Genomic DNA, 14,979 nt, shown 5'->3' with positions numbered 1-14,979 from the left:
GCTGGTGTAGACACAAGTGCGTGCAATCAGAGCAGTCGCCGAGCGAGCAGATCGCTTTCTCCGCCCCGTTCGACAACGAACTCGGGCTGGTGTTCACCGAACTGACCGTCGATGGCGCCAAGGCGCAGCTGGACGTGCAGCCCAAACTCCTGCAACCGATGGGCATCGTCCACGGTGGGGTGTACTGCTCGATGATCGAGTCGATGGCCAGCACGTCGGCGTTCGTGTGGCTGTCCGCCAATGGCGGCGGCAACGTCGTCGGTGTCAACAACAACACCGACTTCCTGCGGGCGATCTCCGGCGGCACCGTGTACGGGGTGACCGAGCCCGTGCACCGCGGCCGTCGCCAGCAGCTCTGGTTGGTGACCATCCGGGACGACAAGGATCGCCTCGTCGCCCGCGGACAAGTGCGCCTGCAGAACCTCGAGCCCGAGGCCTGAGCGACCTCGCCGCCCTGCTGATCGCGGGTGGGCGTGGCAGGATCGCGCACTATGCAGCTGACACCGCACGAGACCGACCGGTTGCTGTTGTCCTATGCCGCCGAGCTCGCCCGGCGCAGGCAGGCGCGCGGGTTGAAACTCAACTACCCCGAAGCGGTCGCGCTGATCACCGATCACGTGCTGGAAGGCGCTCGCGACGGTCGCACCGTCGCCGAGCTGATGGTCACCGGGCGTGACGTGCTGGGCCGCGACGATGTGATGGCGGGTGTGCCCGAGATGCTGCCCGACGTGCAGGTCGAAGCCACCTTCCCGGACGGCACCAAGCTGGTCACCGTCCACCACCCGATCCCGTGAGTCCGACGGAGGGCGCCATGATTCCCGGTGAGGTTTTCCTCGGCGACGGTGACATCGAGATCAACGCGGGCGCCGTGCGGATCGAGCTGGAGATCGTCAATACCGGCGACCGGCCGGTGCAGGTCGGCAGCCACGTCCACCTGCCCCAGGCGAACAAGGCGCTCTCCTTCGATCGTGCCGCGGCACACGGGCACCGCTTCGACATTCCCGCAGGCACCGCAGTCCGCTTCGAACCCGGTGTGCCGCAACGGGTCCGGCTGGTCCCGCTGCAAGGCATGCGCGAGGTGCACGGACTGAGTCTCACCCCACCCGGAAGGTTGGATGCATGACCGAGCTGTCCCGGGCCCGCTACGCCGCCCTGTTCGGGCCCACCACCGGTGACCGGATCCGCCTGGCCGACACCGACCTTCTCATCGAGATCACCGAGGATCGCAGTGGCGGTCCCGGCCTGGCCGGCGACGAGGCGGTGTTCGGCGGGGGCAAGGTGTTGCGTGAGTCGATGGGCCAAGGCCGCGCCACCCGCGCCGACGGCGCGCCGGACACTGTTATCACGGGTGCGGTGATCATCGACTACTGGGGAATCATCAAGGCCGACATCGGGATTCGTGACGGCCGTATCGTGGGCATCGGCAAGGCCGGCAACCCCGACATCATGTCCGGCGTGCACCCAGACCTGGTGGTAGGCCCGTCGACGGAGATCATCGCGGGCAACGGACGCATCGTCACCGCCGGGGCGATCGACTGTCACGTCCACCTGATCTGCCCGCAGATCATGGACGAGGCCATCGGCAGCGGCATCACCACGATCGTGGCCGGTGGCACCGGCCCCGCGGAGGGCTCGAAAGCCACCACCGTCACGCCGGGCGCCTGGCATCTGGCCCGCATGCTCGAGTCGCTGGACCACTGGCCGCTCAACATCGCGCTGTTGGGCAAGGGCAACACGGTCAGCCATGAGGCGATGTGGGAGCAGTTGCGTTCGGGCGCAGCGGGTTTCAAGCTGCACGAGGATTGGGGCACCACGCCCGCCGCGATCGATGCCTGCCTGACGGTGGCCGACGCCGCCGGGGTGCAGGTGAACATCCACACCGACACCCTCAACGAGGCGGGCTTCGTCGAGGACACCCTGGCCGCGATCAAGGGCCGCAACATTCACGCGTATCACACCGAAGGCGCCGGCGGCGGCCACGCGCCGGACATCATCACTGTCGCGGCCTATCCGAACGTGCTGCCGAGTTCGACGAACCCGACCCGGCCGCACACCGTCAACACCCTCGACGAACACCTCGACATGCTGATGGTGTGTCACCACCTGAACCCCAGCGTCCCTGAGGATCTCGCGTTCGCCGAGAGCCGCATCCGGCCGTCGACGATCGCCGCCGAGGACCTGCTGCACGACCTCGGGGCGATTTCGATGATCGGCAGCGATTCCCAGGCGATGGGCCGCGTCGGCGAGGTGGTGCTGCGCACCTGGCAGACCGCCCATGTGATGAAGCGCCGCCGCGGAGCCTTGGAAGGCGATGCGGCGGGACAACATGGCGCCGACAACAATCGGGTGCGCCGCTATGTCGCGAAGTACACGATCTGCCCGGCGCTGGCCACCGGCATCGATCACGAGGTCGGTTCGGTGGAGGTCGGGAAGCTCGCTGACCTGGTGCTGTGGGAGCCCGCGTTCTTCGGGGTGCGCCCACACGCGGTGCTCAAGGGCGGCATGATCGCCTGGGCGGCGATGGGCGACGCCAACGCCTCCATCCCGACTCCGCAACCGGTGCTGCCGCGCCCGATGTTCGGCGCCGCCCCGGCCGCCGCGGCCGCGACCTCGGTGCATTTCGTCGCCCCGCAAGCCATCGAGGACGGGCTGGCCGACCGGATCGCGGTCAACCGAAAGCTGGTGCCGGTCGGCAATGTGCGTGCCATCGGCAAGGCGCAGATGCCGCTCAACGATGCGCAGCCGCGCATCGAGGTCGATCCCGACACGTTCACCGTCCGCATCGACGGCGAGGTGTGGGCCGAACAGCCCGCCACCGAACTGCCGATGGCGCAGCGCTACTTCCTGTTCTGATGGCGCTGGTCTGATGGCACTGGTCTGATGGCAACACTGTCCACCCTGCTCATACTCGCCGACTCGCGGCTGCCGACCGGCGGCCACGTGCACTCCGGCGGAGTGGAGGAAGCGGTCACCAGCCGGGTGGTCGTGGACCTCGAGACGCTGGACGCCTACCTGCGCCGCCGGATCCGCACCAGCGGACTGGTGACGGCGTCGGTCGCGGCCGCCGTGCACCGCGAAGATCTCACGGTGGCCGATGCCGACGCCGAAACCGATGCGCGCACACCGTCACCCGCGGCCCGGCAGGCCTCCCGCGCGCAGGGCCGCGGACTGCTGCGGTTGGCGCGCCGGGTCTGGCCCGCCGCCGAATGGGAGGAGCTGGGCACCCGCCCGCATCTGGCGGTGACCGCAGGCCGGGTCGGGGCGGTCAGCGGGCTCGACCCGCACCAGAGCGCACTGTCGCTGGTGTACACCACGATGACCGGCACGGCCACCGCCGCGCAGCGGCTGCTGGCGCTCGACCCCGCCGATGTCGCCGCGCTGACGTTCGGCCTCGCGCCGCTGTGCGAAGACACCGCCGCGCTGGCCGCCGCAGGCCTGGCCGACCTGTCCGATCCGCTGCTCGACGAGCTCGCGCAGCGGCACGTCCAACGCGAACGACCGCTGTTCGTCTCCTGAAAGAAGCTGTATGCCTCCACATTTCATCGACGGTCAGCCGCACACCCACCCGGATCGGCCCAAGCGGACCCGGAAACCGGGGGAGCCGCTGCGGATCGGCATCGGCGGCCCGGTCGGGTCGGGCAAGACCGCGCTGGTGGCCGCGCTGTGCCGTCAGCTGCGCGACGACCTGTCGCTCGCGGTGCTGACCAACGACATCTACACCACCGAGGACGCCGACTTCCTGCGGCGCCACGCGGTGCTGCCCGATGACCGGATCGCCGCCGTGCAGACCGGTGGCTGCCCGCACACCGCGATCCGCGACGACATCACCGCCAACCTCGACGCCATCGACGACCTGATCGCCGGACACGACGACCTGGATCTGATCCTGGTGGAATCCGGCGGCGACAACCTGACCGCGACGTTCTCCTCCGGACTGGTGGACGTCCAGATCTTCGTCGTCGACGTGGCCGGCGGAGACAAGGTGCCGCGCAAGGGCGGCCCGGGGGTGACGTTCTCGGATCTGTTGGTGGTCAACAAGACCGACCTGGCTCCACTGGTCGGCGCCGACCTGGAGGTGATGCGCCGCGACGCCGCCAAGGTCCGAGAGGGCCGCCCGACGGAGTTGATCTCGCTGACCGCGGATCCGGCGGCAACCCCGGTGCTGGCGTGGGTGCGCGAGCAGCTGCGGGTCAACCAACTCACGTGAGCCGCAATGCGTTCTGACGTCGTGGTGGTGGCGCAGCCGGGCCGGCTACCCCGCATCGAATGCCGTGGGGCCCTGGCCGCCCGGCACACCGAACCCGACACCGTGCACCTGGTGTCGGCGGCGGCGACGCCGCTGGGCGGGGACGTCATCGCGATCAGGATCGTCGTCGAACCCGGTGCCCGGCTGCGGCTGCGCAGTGCTGCCGCGGCCGTGGCGCTGCCCGGTGCCGACACCACCGACTCATACGCGTGCTGGCAGATCGAGGTCTGCGGTGAGCTCGACCTCGACCCCGAGCCGACGATCGTGGCCGCCAACGCGCGGCACGTCAGCGAGCTCACGGTCGGTGTGGGTGACGCGGGCCGCCTGCGGATCCGGGAACGCGTACAGATCGGCAGAACCGGTGAGCGCGAGGGATTCTGGAGCGGCGCCATGCGCGCAGACGTGGCGGGCGTGCCGCTGCTGAGACATCGGGTCGAACTCGGGCCGTCGTCGGTGGCCGACGATGCGCTGGGCACTCCGCTGGCGTGTGTGAGCGAGTTGCGTTACCCCGAGCCCGCCGCCGACGCCGCAGGGATCACCCTGGCGCTGGCGGCCGGCGGCAGCTTGTCGACCTGGCAGGGGCAGCGGCTCTACTCGTGACGGCCGGCCAGGGTCAGGACCAGGCGGGCGCCGCCCAGCGGACTGGTGGTCAGTGACGCTGTGCCGCCGTGCAATTCCGCCTGCTGGGCCACCAGCGCCAACCCGAGTCCCGATCCGGAACGGGAGGCGGTCGAGCCGCGGGAGAACCGCTCGAACACCGCGGCCCGTTCGTCTTCGGGCACCCCGCTGCCGTCGTCGTCGACGGTGATCTGGACGCCGTCGGCCGAGCTGGACACCGACAGCTGAACCTCGGTGGCCCCGCCGTGCTTGACCGCGTTCGCGATGGCGTTGTCGATCACCAGGCGCAGCCCCACCGGCAGTCCGACCATCAGCACCGCGGGGGAGGGCACCAATGACACCGCCAGATCGCGATAGATGCGTTCGGCGTCGTGTGCAGCGCGGTCGAGCAGTTCGGTGACGTCGAACGGCACGAAGTCCGCGGCCGTGGTCAGCTCGCCCTGGGCGAGCCGCTCCAGCGCGGTCAGCGTGGCCTCGATGCGGCTCTGCGTGCGGATGACGTCACCGATCACCTCGTTGCGCTGCTCGGGTGCGAGGTCCAGGGTGGACAGCACTTCGAGGTTGGTGCGCATCGCGGTCAGCGGGGTGCGGAGCTCGTGGGAGGCGACGGCCGCGAAGTCCCTGGCCGATTCCAGTGCGGCCCTGGTGCGATCCTGCTCGTTGCCGATGCGGGCCAGCATGCCTTCGACCGCCTCGGCGATCTCCACGGCTTCCTTGACGCCGCGCACCTGGACCTCGTCGGGGTTGGACTGGGAGTTGATCGCGCGGGCCTGCTGGGCGAGCACCCGGAACGGGTTGATCATGATGAGCGAGATCAGCCAGCCCACCACCACGGTGCCTGCGATGACGCCCGCACAGATCAACAGCACCCGCAGATGCAGTTCGGCGATTCGCCGCTGGGTTTCGGCCACCGGAGCGCCCAGCGCGATCGTGGCGCCGCCGACGGCGAACGTCCGCACCCGGTACTCGACGCCGTCGATCGTGGTGTTGGCGTAACCGTTGCCCAGCTCCGGAAGCACCACGTCGGGCGGTACCGACATCGCCATGGCACCGACCCGGATGGTGCGCACCAGGTTTCCGTCCGGAGTGGGAGTGCCGCTGGCGTCGGGCTTCGACGTCGTCAGCAGCGAGCTGACGTCGCCGAGGCTGCTGACCGAGTCGAGCCGGCGGTCCAGCTGGCTGTACTGGTCGTTGGTGACCCCCAGCCACACCCACGTGCCCAGCGTCAGCACCAGGATCACGACGGACAGCGCCGCGACGATCACGATCGTGCGCAGCGACAGCATCCGGGTTGGTAGCCGCTGCAGCACGCGGTAGACGATCTCGTCGGGCTTCACGACCACGCCGACCACCTTAGGGCGCAGCGTGCGACGAACGTGGGACCGCGCCGGGGCGCGGCTAGATCACGCCGGGTGCCAGCGGGCGCTGAATGAGTCCGCAGCGGTTGCGGAAATCGGTCGACGGCTGGCGGATGCCATCCAGCTCGGCGCGGATCTGCGGGTTGGCGTCGAGATACTGCTGCGTCTGAACCTTGACCTGATCCTTCGGCAGCCCCTGCAGGCCGGTGAAGAACCCGTTGACGTCCGGGTGTGTGAACAGATAGTTCGACATCGCCGCCGACACGCCGGCCATGATTCCGGTCATGTCCGCGGTGGTGCAGTTGGGCGGCGGGTCCGCCGCGGCCGGGCCGGCCAAGATCACCGAAGCCGGGCCGGCCACGCTGAGCAACACCGCGCCGGCGCCGATCGCTGCCGCAGCCGCGCGACGCACGGAACGATTGGATGTCATCGAGCCCCCTTGTAGTCAGACTGTCTCGCCGATCATGCTAAGGCAGCCGGTGGCTGAACACGTTCATTTCGCCTGCGCTCGCGGGCAACTCCCAGTAGCGCAGGCGCGGTCAGCTGGCGGCTTTCTCGTCCTCGACGGTGGCCGCGATCTCTTCGAGTTGCTCGATCCTGGTCCGGGCGTAGGCCTGCTGCTCGGTGATCGTCAGCTGTCCGCGGTGGCTGCCGATGAAGGTGCTGATCCACGACAACGACGTGGTGAGCCGTGCCTTGAACCCGACGAGATAGATCAGGTGCAGGAACAACCAGGCCAGCCAGGCGATGAAGCCGCCGAACTCGATCTTGCCCACCTTGGCCACGGCCGAGTACCGCGAGACCGTGGCCATCGAGCCCTTGTCGAAGTACTGGAACGGCTCGCGGGCCGCCGGGTCGGCGCCCTTCAGTTCGGCCTTGATCAGCTTGGCGGCGTACTTGGCGCCCTGGATGGCGCCCTGCGCCATACCGGGCACGCCCTCGACGAAGGCCATGTCGCCGACCACGAACACGTTCGGGTTGCCCGGAACGGTGAGGTCGGGCAGCACCTTGACGCGGCCGGCCCGGTCGATCTCGGCGCCGGACTGGTCGGCGATGATCTTGCCCAGCGGGCTGGCCGACACACCGGCCGACCACACCTTGGTGGCGCATTCGATGCGGTCGAGGCTGCCGTCGCCGCGCTTGACGGTGATGCCGTTGCGGTCGACGTCGGTGACCATCGCCCCCAGCTGGATCTCCACGCCCAGCTTCTCCAGCCGGTCAGCGGCCTTCTTGCCGAGCTTTTCGCCCATCGGGGGCAGCACGGCCGGGGCGGCGTCGAGCAGGATCACCCGGGCCCGGGTGGAGTCGATGTGGCGGAACGCACCCTTGAGGGTGTGGTCGGCGAGCTCGGCGATCTGCCCGGCCATCTCCACACCGGTGGGGCCGGCGCCGACGACGACGAAGGTCAGCAGCTTCTCCCGGCGCACCGGGTCGCTCGAGCGTTCGGCCTGTTCGAAGGCACCCAGGATGCGGCCGCGCAGTTCCAGCGCGTCGTCGATGGTCTTCATGCCGGGGGCCCACTCGGCGAAGTGGTCATTGCCGAAGTAGGACTGACCCGCCCCGGCGGCGACGATCAACGTGTCGTACGGGGTGCGGTAGGTGTGACCCAGCAGGATCGAGTCGACGGTCTTGTTGGCCAGGTCGACGTTGGTGACCTCGCCGAGCAGGACCTGACAGTTCTGCTGGTCGCGCAGCACCACGCGGGTCGGCGGGGCGATCTCGCCTTCCGAGATGATGCCCGTCGCCACCTGGTACAGCAGCGGCTGGAACAGGTGGTGGGTGGTCTTGGCGATCAGCTTGATGTCGACGTCGGCTCGTTTGAGCTGCTTGGCGGCGTTCAGGCCGCCGAACCCAGAACCGATGATGACGACCTTGTGCTTATCCGATGGGGTGGCACCGGGGTGGGTCATTTCTGCTCCTCAACGACTTGCACAGGACACCTACTACGGTAGTCGCCCGGGCAACGGGTTTCTCACCCATACCCGGGCCAATCGGGTGATGTGGACCACCTACCGGGGGCTACCCGCCGAGCAGCGGGCGCACCGCCTCCGCGACGGCGGTGATCCGGCCGGGGTGGTAACCGTCCAGGTGGGTGACCGGACTGAGGATGACGCCGTCGACGCCGGCGTCGAGCACCTTGGTCTTGATCTGGTCGGCGATCTGCTCGGGGGGTCCCCAGACCGCGCGCTGCTTGACGTCGGCGGGGATGAAGTCTTCGGTGATGTTCTCGTCGATCAGACCGAAGACGAGCATGCTGGTCTCGAGCTCGCTCGGGTCGCGGCCGATCTGCTCGCACTGCTCGTTCTTCACCTGGATCTTGCGGGCGAGCTCGTCGAAGCCGCAGACCAGGTTGAGGTGGTCGAAGTGCTTGGCGGCCAACGGAATTGTCTTCTTCTCGCCGGTGCCGCCGATCATCAGCGGGATGTGGTCGCGGAACCGCGGGTTGGCGAACGCCTCCTGGGTTCGGTAGTACGTGCCGTCCACTGTCACCCGCTCGCCTTTGAGCATCGGCAGGATGATGTCCAATGCCTCGTGCAGCTTGTTGAACCGGTCGGTGAAGGTGCCGAACTCGTAGCCCAGTGAGTCGTGTTCGAGTTCGAACCAGCCGGTGCCGATGCCCAGGATGGCCCGGCCCTGGCTGATCACGTCCAGGGTGGTGATGGCCTTGGCCAGCAGCGTGGGGTTGCGGTAGGTGTTGCCGGTGACCAATGTGCCGAGCTGCACCCGCTGCGTGGCGTTGGCCAGCGCGCCGAGCGTGGTGTAGGCCTCCAGCATCGGCTCCTCGGGCGCACCGAGGCTGGGCAGCTGATAGAGGTGATCCATCACGAAGACGGCGTCGGCGCCGGCCGCTTCGGCTTCCTGCGCCTGCGCGATGACCGTCGGGAACAACTCGGCGACACCGGTGCCGTAGGAGAAATTGGGGATCTGAATCCCGAGTCGAATCGTCACGGATTCGACGTTAGCCCGCGACGGCGAACTACAGGTGAACCGTCAGCCGAAGTTGGCGAGCGCGCCCCGGCCCACGTGCACGGTCTGGCCGGTGATGTGCCGGGCCGCGGGCGTGGTCAGGAACAGTGCGAGGCGGGCGATCTCGGCCGCCACCGACGGCGGGGTGCTCGACAGCCCGTCGTAGGACGGCTCGGCGCTGCGCCCGCACGCCACCGTGTTGACGGTGATCCCGCGGGTGCCGAAGTAATCCGCTTGTCCTGCAGTCCAATTCGACAGTGCGGCCTTGACCGCGGCGTCGGCGCCGCCATCGCGAGGATTGTCCGGCACCACCGTGACGATGGATCCGCCCGAACGCAGATGGTCACCGATGTTCTGCACCAGCAGCACGGCGGACAGGACGGTGGCGTCCAGCGCGGTGCGCCAGGCCTTCGCGGTGTCGCTCAGGCTGAAGGTGCGGGGGTCGCCGCCGACCCAGGCGGGCGCGGGCACGTGAACGATGGTGTCCAGATGGTGCGGGAACTCGCTGCGCAGCCCACCGAGGGTCTCCGCGTCGGTGGCGTCGCACACGATCGCGTCGACGTCGAGTTCCTTGGCGGCCACCTCGAGATCATCGCGGCGTGCCCCGCTGATGACGACCTTGTGGCCGGCGTCGCGGAAACCCTCCGCAATCGTCCGACCCAGTTCGGTGTCACCTCCGGTGACCAGCACGTCCATCCCGTCAACCTCCTTGTTGGATTACAGCGAAATGTTACTGGACGGTAGCTAAAGAGGCCAATGCCGCGCCGACACGATCCGGACACGACATCGCGTTTCGCCCTAGGGTGTGTCGGGTGAAGCGCAGCCGGGCGCACCGGACGCAGCCGCCGCTGCCGCGGTGGGTCTATGTGCCGGCAGCGCTGGGTGCAGCCTTCGTGGTGCTGCCCCTGGTGGCGATGGCGGTCAAGGTCGACTGGACGAACTTCTGGTCCCTGATCAGCAGTGCGCCGTCACGGGCCGCGCTGCTGCTGAGCCTGCGCACCGCGGCGGCCAGCACGGCGATGTGCCTGATCGTGGGTGTGCCGATGGCGCTGGTGCTGGCCCGCAACGACGACCGAATCGTCCGGACGCTGCGACCGCTGATCCTGCTGCCACTGGTGTTGCCGCCGGTGGTCGGCGGTATCGCGTTGCTGTACGCCTTCGGCAGGCTCGGTCTGCTGGGCAGCTACCTGGAGGCGGCGGGCATCCGGATCGCGTTCACCACCACCGCGGTGGTGCTGGCGCAGACCTTCGTCTCGCTGCCCTTCCTGGTGATCGCGCTGGAGGGTGCGGCTCGCACCGCGGGCTCCGACTACGACATCGTGGCGGCGACGCTGGGGGCGAGGCCGGCGACTGTGTGGTGGCGGGTGACGCTTCCGCTGCTGACGCCCGGCCTGGTCTCCGGTGCCGTGCTGGCCTTCGCCCGTTCGCTCGGCGAGTTCGGGGCCACCCTGACCTTCGCGGGGTCCCGGCAGGGGGTCACCAGGACACTGCCGCTGGAGATCTATCTGCAGCGCGAGAGCGACGCCGACGCCGCGGTCGCATTGTCGCTGCTGCTGGTCGTCGTCGCAGCAGTCGTGGTGCTGGGTCTCGGGGCGCGACGGCTGTCCGGCTGGACCGGCAATGGCTGAGTTGCAGTTCGCGGCCGCGGTGGCCGACCGCTCGTATGAGGTGGCATTCGAGGTCGCCGCCGGGGATGTGCTGGCCATCCTGGGGCCCAACGGTGCCGGTAAGTCCACCACGCTGCACGTGATCGCCGGCCTGTTGCAGCCGGATTCGGGCCTGGTCCGGGTGGGCGGCCGCACCCTGACCGACACCGCTGCGGGGATATCGGTGCCCACCCATGACCGTCGCGTGGGCCTTCTGCTGCAAGATCCGCTGTTGTTTCCGCATCTGAATGTGCAGGCCAATGTGGCGTTCGCCCCGCGCAGTCGCGGGGCGGGCCGGGCGGTGGCGTGGCAGGCCGCCGCGCAGTGGCTGGCCGAGGTGGGGCTGACCGACCTCGCCGACCGCAAGCCGGATCAGCTCTCCGGCGGGCAGGCGCAGCGGGTGGCGATCGCCCGGGCGCTGGCCGCCGAACCGGAGGTGCTGCTGCTCGACGAGCCGCTGGCCGGACTCGATGTCGCGGTGGCCGCGTCGGTGCGGGCGGTGTTGCGGCGGGTGTCCTCTGCCGGCCGGGCGACGGTACTGATCACCCACGACCTGCTCGACGTGCTGACGCTGGCGGACCGGGTGATGGTGCTCGACGCCGGCGGCGTCGCCGAGATCGGCGCGGTCGGCGACGTGCTGGCGGCCCCGCGCAGCACGTTCGGCGCCCGCATCGCCGGCGTGAACGTCGTGCGGGGGGTGGCGGCGGGCCCGGACGCCGTGCGTGCCGCGGACGGGACGCTGTGGCACGGCAGGCACGCCGTCCCACCCTCCGGCAGCGGGGCACTGGTCGCGGTGTTCACCCCGGCGGCGGTCGCGGTGTACCGCGAGCTGCCGCACGGCAGCCCGCGCAACAGCGTCCAGATCCGGGTCGCGGAGCTCGACGCCGACGGCAGGCGGGTGCGGGTGCGCGGCCAGGAACAGGCCGACGGCGCGCCCGGCCTGGCGGCCGACATCACCGCGGAGTCGGCAGCCGCCCTGCGGCTGGCCGCGGGCGACCCGGTGTGGTTCACAGTGAAGGCACAGGAGGTCGCCTTGCACCCCGCAGCGCGCTGACGACGCGTCGGAGACGCGTCGCGGACCTGCATTGTTGGCCGATTTTGTAAGCTCGCAACAGCGTTACAGGGCGCCACATCGTGAGCAGGCCACACTTGCGTCACGGCCGTAACACGGTAGGTTCATCGCCATGACGCAGCCGGACTCGATTTCGCGACGGCCAGGCCTGTGGACGGCGTTCGCGGTCACCGCGGTGACCGCCGCCACCGCCGTCACGATCGCCCTGCCGTCGTCGACCGCAGTCGCGGATCCCGCGACGCCGACACCCACCACGGCGGCACCCGCACCGCCGCCCGCGGATCCCAACGCGCCGCCCCCGCCGCCGGCCGATCCCAACGCGCCGCCGCCGCCCGCGGACCCGAACGCGCCGCCGCCGGCCGATCCCAACGCGCCGCCGCCGCCGCCCGCGGACCCGAACGCACCGCCCCCGCCGCCGGCCGACCCGAACGCCCCGCCGCCGCCGGCACCGCTGGAGCCCGGTCGGATCCCCAACGCGTCGGGTGGCTTCAGTTACCTGCTTCCGGCCGGCTGGGTGGTGTCAGACGCGTCGCGGCTCAACTATGGCCAGGCGCTGCTGAGCAAGACCACCGCACCAGCGGAGAACGGCCAGCCCGCCCCGACCGCCAACGACACCAGCGTCATCCTCGGCCGGCTGGACCTGAAGCTGTTCGCCGGCGCCGAGCAGGACAACAGCAAGGCCGCTATCCGGCTGGCGTCGGACATGGGCGAGTTCTTCATGCCGTTCCCCGGCGTCCGGCTCAACCAGCAGAGCGGCGCGCTACAGGCCGGTGACATGCCGGGCTACTTCTCGTCCTACGACGTGAAGTTCACCGACACCACCAAGCCGAACGGCCAGATCTGGGCCGGTGTGGTCGGCACGTCCGTCCCGAACGCGCCGCGCGATCAGCGCAACCAGCGCTGGTTCGTGGTGTGGCTGGGCACCGCCAAGGATCCGATCGATCCGGCCGCCGCCAAGGCGCTCGCCGAGTCGATCCGGCCGTACACGGCGCCGCCGCCGCCGCCGGCGGGGGATCCCAACGCGCCGGTGGCTGATCCGAACGCGCCGCCGCCCGCCGCGGGAGGGCGCATCCCGCTCGGTGTTCCGGTCCCGGTGGAGACGCCGGTTCCCGGGATGACGCCCGGCCAATAGGTGATCGTGGCCGTTTGATGCGGCCAATCGTTACCTGCCAGGCGTATACCAAAGGGATAGCGGTCGGCATTCGCGCTGGCCAGCCAACCTGAGGAGACCGTCATGGACATGGTTGCAGCGACTGAATTCCTCGCCCGTTCGACGACGCTGACCAGCGTCGGCTGGATCGGCTACATCATCATCGGCGCGCTGGCGGGCTGGATCGCCGGCAAGATCGTCAAGGGCGGCAGCTCGGGCATCCTGATGAACATCGTCATCGGGATCGTGGGCGCGCTCGTCGGCGGATTCCTGCTGAGCTTCTTCCTGGACACCGCGGCGGGCGGATGGTGGTTCACCCTGTTCACCGCGGTCCTGGGCTCGGTGATCCTGCTCTGGATCGTCGGCATGGTCCGCAAGACCTAATGCGCGCCTGGCGGGTACGTCGGCCCGGGCCGATGCGCACTCACCCGCTGGAGTTGGACAGTGCCGCAGCCGTTCCGCGGCCCGCGTCCGGCGAACTGCTGGTGGCCGTGCTGGCCTGCGGCGTCTGCCGCACCGACCTGCATGTCACCGAGGGCGACCTGGCCGTGCACCGCCCACATGTCACACCCGGGCACGAGGTGGTCGGCGAGGTCATCGAGGTCGGATCCGACGTGGGTGCGGAATTCGCCACCGGCGACCGGGTCGGCATCGCGTGGCTGCGCCACACCTGCGGGGTGTGCCAGTACTGCCGCCGAGGCGCGGAGAACCTATGCCCGAACTCGCGCTACACGGGGTGGGACGCCGACGGCGGATATGCCGACTTCGCCACTGTGCCAGCTGATTTCGCCCATCGACTGCCGGACGGCTATACCGACAGCGAACTGGCGCCGCTGCTGTGCGCCGGAATCATCGGCTACCGGTCGCTGCTGCGCGCCGAGCTCCCACCCGGGGGACGGCTGGGCCTCTACGGGTTCGGCGGCAGCGCCCACATCACCGCGCAGGTGGCGCTGGCGCAGGGCGCCGAGGTCCACGTCATGACGCGCGGCACCGAGGCGCAGGAGCTGGCACTGAGCCTGGGGGTGGCGTCCGCGCAGGGAGCGGCCGACCCGCCGCCGGTCCCGCTGGACGCGGCGATCTTGTTCGCCCCGGTCGGCGACCTGGTGCTGCCTGCCCTCGAGGCGCTCGATCGCGGCGGGACGCTCGCTATCGCAGGCATTCACCTCAGCGACATCCCGGCCCTGAACTATCAGCGACACCTGTTCCAGGAACGCCAGGTCCGGTCGGTGTCGTCGAACACCCGCGCCGACGCCCGCGAGTTCCTTGCCTTCGCGGGCCGGCACCGCATCGAGGTCACGACGCCGGAATATCCGCTCGGACAAGCTGACCGGGCCCTGACCGACCTGGCCGAGGGTCGGATCGCGGGGGCGGCGGTCCTGCTGCCCTGACTCAGAGGGCGGCCAGGACTCCGCGCAGGCCCGCGGCCAGGCTGCCCCGCCCGCTGCGGTACAGCGGACCGGTTCCGTCGGACAGCAGGATCCGCAGCCGGGCCATGCCGCGCGCCCGCACCGGTTGCGGGGCGTGCAGTCGCAGGGTGATGTCGTCGACCACGTCGCGGCAGGTTGCCAACCGCTGCGGATGCACCGGGATGTGCGACGAGATTGCCGGCCGGTCGCGGTGCAGGTCGCCCAGGGCTTGGCGCAGGCTGCGGGCGAGTGCTTCGCGTTCGGGGATCGAGGTCAGCCGCGCCATGTGGACCGCCAGTGGGCTGCCGGGCAGTGGTGCGATGCCGTCGTCGACGTCGCGGTCGAGCCGGCCGGCGAAAAGTCGTGCCCGCAGCCGCGCGCTGACTGTCGCGTCCTGATGTGACGACGCCGGCGCGGGGGCGTCGGGGCCGCCCGTGAGCCGGGTGTTAATCTCGCCGAAGTTGTCGTGAAATTGGTTGAGCCCCATGGGCGTTTCCTGTTCCGAGCAGGCCTCGT

Annotated in this window: 18 protein-coding genes; 12 read left to right on the top strand and 6 right to left on the bottom strand. The window is 69.7% G+C overall.

All coding sequences use genetic code 11. The features are described from left to right. Positions 1–20: 20 nt before the first annotated feature. From CRM90_RS07350 to CRM90_RS07320, 7 genes are read left to right on the top strand one after another with little or no spacing between them, the layout of a single operon-like run. Entirely contained in the window at positions 21–440 is a 420-nt protein-coding gene (locus tag CRM90_RS07350) for a PaaI family thioesterase (protein WP_102806329.1), read from the top strand. 51 nt (positions 441–491) lie between these two features. Continuing rightward, positions 492–794, top strand: a complete 303-nt coding sequence (locus tag CRM90_RS07345; RefSeq protein ID WP_102806328.1) for an urease subunit gamma — start codon at positions 492–494, stop codon at positions 792–794. A gap of 17 nt (positions 795–811) precedes the next feature. Continuing rightward, entirely contained in the window at positions 812–1,123 is a 312-nt protein-coding gene (locus CRM90_RS07340; protein ID WP_102806327.1) for an urease subunit beta, read from the top strand. Further along, positions 1,120–2,853, top strand: a complete 1,734-nt coding sequence (locus tag CRM90_RS07335; protein WP_102806326.1) for an urease subunit alpha — start codon at positions 1,120–1,122, stop codon at positions 2,851–2,853. Before CRM90_RS07340 ends, CRM90_RS07335 begins: the two co-directional genes overlap by 4 nt. Positions 2,854–2,880: 27 nt before the next feature. Next, entirely contained in the window at positions 2,881–3,516 is a 636-nt protein-coding gene (locus CRM90_RS07330; RefSeq protein ID WP_102806325.1) for an urease accessory protein UreF, read from the top strand. A gap of 10 nt (positions 3,517–3,526) precedes the next feature. After that, on the top strand, positions 3,527–4,207 hold the full coding sequence (ureG, locus tag CRM90_RS07325) for an urease accessory protein UreG (RefSeq protein WP_102806324.1): 681 nt from the start codon (positions 3,527–3,529) through the stop codon (positions 4,205–4,207). A 6-nt stretch (positions 4,208–4,213) separates the two neighbouring features. Further along, complete coding sequence (locus CRM90_RS07320) at positions 4,214–4,846, top strand: urease accessory protein UreD (RefSeq protein ID WP_102806323.1); 633 nt, start codon at positions 4,214–4,216, stop codon at positions 4,844–4,846. Here the strand turns inward: CRM90_RS07320 and CRM90_RS07315 are convergent. The 5 genes from CRM90_RS07315 to CRM90_RS07295 all read right to left on the bottom strand — a co-directional run bounded on the left by CRM90_RS07315 (position 4,837) and on the right by CRM90_RS07295 (position 9,885). After that, a complete protein-coding gene (locus CRM90_RS07315; RefSeq protein ID WP_102806492.1) occupies positions 4,837–6,150 on the bottom strand; it encodes a sensor histidine kinase in 1,314 nt (437 codons plus the stop codon). The two genes, CRM90_RS07320 and CRM90_RS07315, sit on opposite strands and share 10 nt — an antisense overlap. A 112-nt stretch (positions 6,151–6,262) precedes the next feature. Continuing rightward, positions 6,263–6,652 (bottom strand): heme-binding protein, encoded by a 390-nt coding sequence (locus tag CRM90_RS07310; protein ID WP_102806322.1) that lies wholly within the window; start codon positions 6,650–6,652, stop codon positions 6,263–6,265. Positions 6,653–6,761: 109 nt separating this feature from the next. Beyond that, complete coding sequence (locus tag CRM90_RS07305) at positions 6,762–8,132, bottom strand: NAD(P)/FAD-dependent oxidoreductase (RefSeq protein WP_083119089.1); 1,371 nt, start codon at positions 8,130–8,132, stop codon at positions 6,762–6,764. A gap of 109 nt (positions 8,133–8,241) precedes the next feature. Further along, a complete protein-coding gene (locus tag CRM90_RS07300; RefSeq protein WP_102806321.1) occupies positions 8,242–9,171 on the bottom strand; it encodes an LLM class F420-dependent oxidoreductase in 930 nt (309 codons plus the stop codon). Positions 9,172–9,213: 42 nt separating this feature from the next. Further along, the gene (locus tag CRM90_RS07295) at positions 9,214–9,885 is read right to left on the bottom strand and encodes an SDR family oxidoreductase (RefSeq protein ID WP_102806320.1); all 672 of its coding nucleotides are present in this window, start codon (positions 9,883–9,885) and stop codon (positions 9,214–9,216) included. A gap of 116 nt (positions 9,886–10,001) precedes the next feature. Between CRM90_RS07295 and CRM90_RS07290 the strand changes: the two genes are divergently transcribed. The 5 genes from CRM90_RS07290 (at position 10,002) to CRM90_RS07270 (ending at position 14,445) form a co-directional block, all read left to right on the top strand. Next, the gene (locus CRM90_RS07290; protein ID WP_199189810.1) at positions 10,002–10,817 is read left to right on the top strand and encodes an ABC transporter permease; all 816 of its coding nucleotides are present in this window, start codon (positions 10,002–10,004) and stop codon (positions 10,815–10,817) included. Then, complete coding sequence (locus CRM90_RS07285; protein ID WP_102806319.1) at positions 10,810–11,889, top strand: sulfate/molybdate ABC transporter ATP-binding protein; 1,080 nt, start codon at positions 10,810–10,812, stop codon at positions 11,887–11,889. Before CRM90_RS07290 ends, CRM90_RS07285 begins: the two co-directional genes overlap by 8 nt. 130 nt (positions 11,890–12,019) lie before the next feature. Then, positions 12,020–13,039, top strand: coding sequence for an APA family fibronectin-binding glycoprotein (locus tag CRM90_RS07280; protein WP_102806318.1), 1,020 nt, complete (start codon positions 12,020–12,022; stop codon positions 13,037–13,039). A 102-nt stretch (positions 13,040–13,141) separates the two neighbouring features. Beyond that, complete coding sequence (locus tag CRM90_RS07275; RefSeq protein WP_102806317.1) at positions 13,142–13,441, top strand: GlsB/YeaQ/YmgE family stress response membrane protein; 300 nt, start codon at positions 13,142–13,144, stop codon at positions 13,439–13,441. Then, positions 13,441–14,445 (top strand): zinc-binding alcohol dehydrogenase family protein, encoded by a 1,005-nt coding sequence (locus tag CRM90_RS07270; protein WP_102806316.1) that lies wholly within the window; start codon positions 13,441–13,443, stop codon positions 14,443–14,445. Before CRM90_RS07275 ends, CRM90_RS07270 begins: the two co-directional genes overlap by 1 nt. A 1-nt stretch (position 14,446) precedes the next feature. Here the strand turns inward: CRM90_RS07270 and CRM90_RS07265 are convergent, their stop codons facing one another. After that, positions 14,447–14,950 carry a hypothetical protein gene (locus tag CRM90_RS07265; protein WP_102806315.1) on the bottom strand — a complete coding sequence of 168 codons (504 nt, stop codon included), beginning with the start codon at positions 14,948–14,950 and terminating at the stop codon, positions 14,447–14,449. Positions 14,951–14,979 lie beyond the last annotated feature (29 nt).

This window comes from Mycobacterium sp. ENV421 (genome assembly GCF_002887815.1).
Classification (GTDB): Bacteria; Actinomycetota; Actinomycetes; order Mycobacteriales; family Mycobacteriaceae; genus Mycobacterium.
The sequence above is the reverse complement of the archived record's forward strand: the minus strand, read 5'-3'. Positions and strand labels throughout refer to the sequence as shown.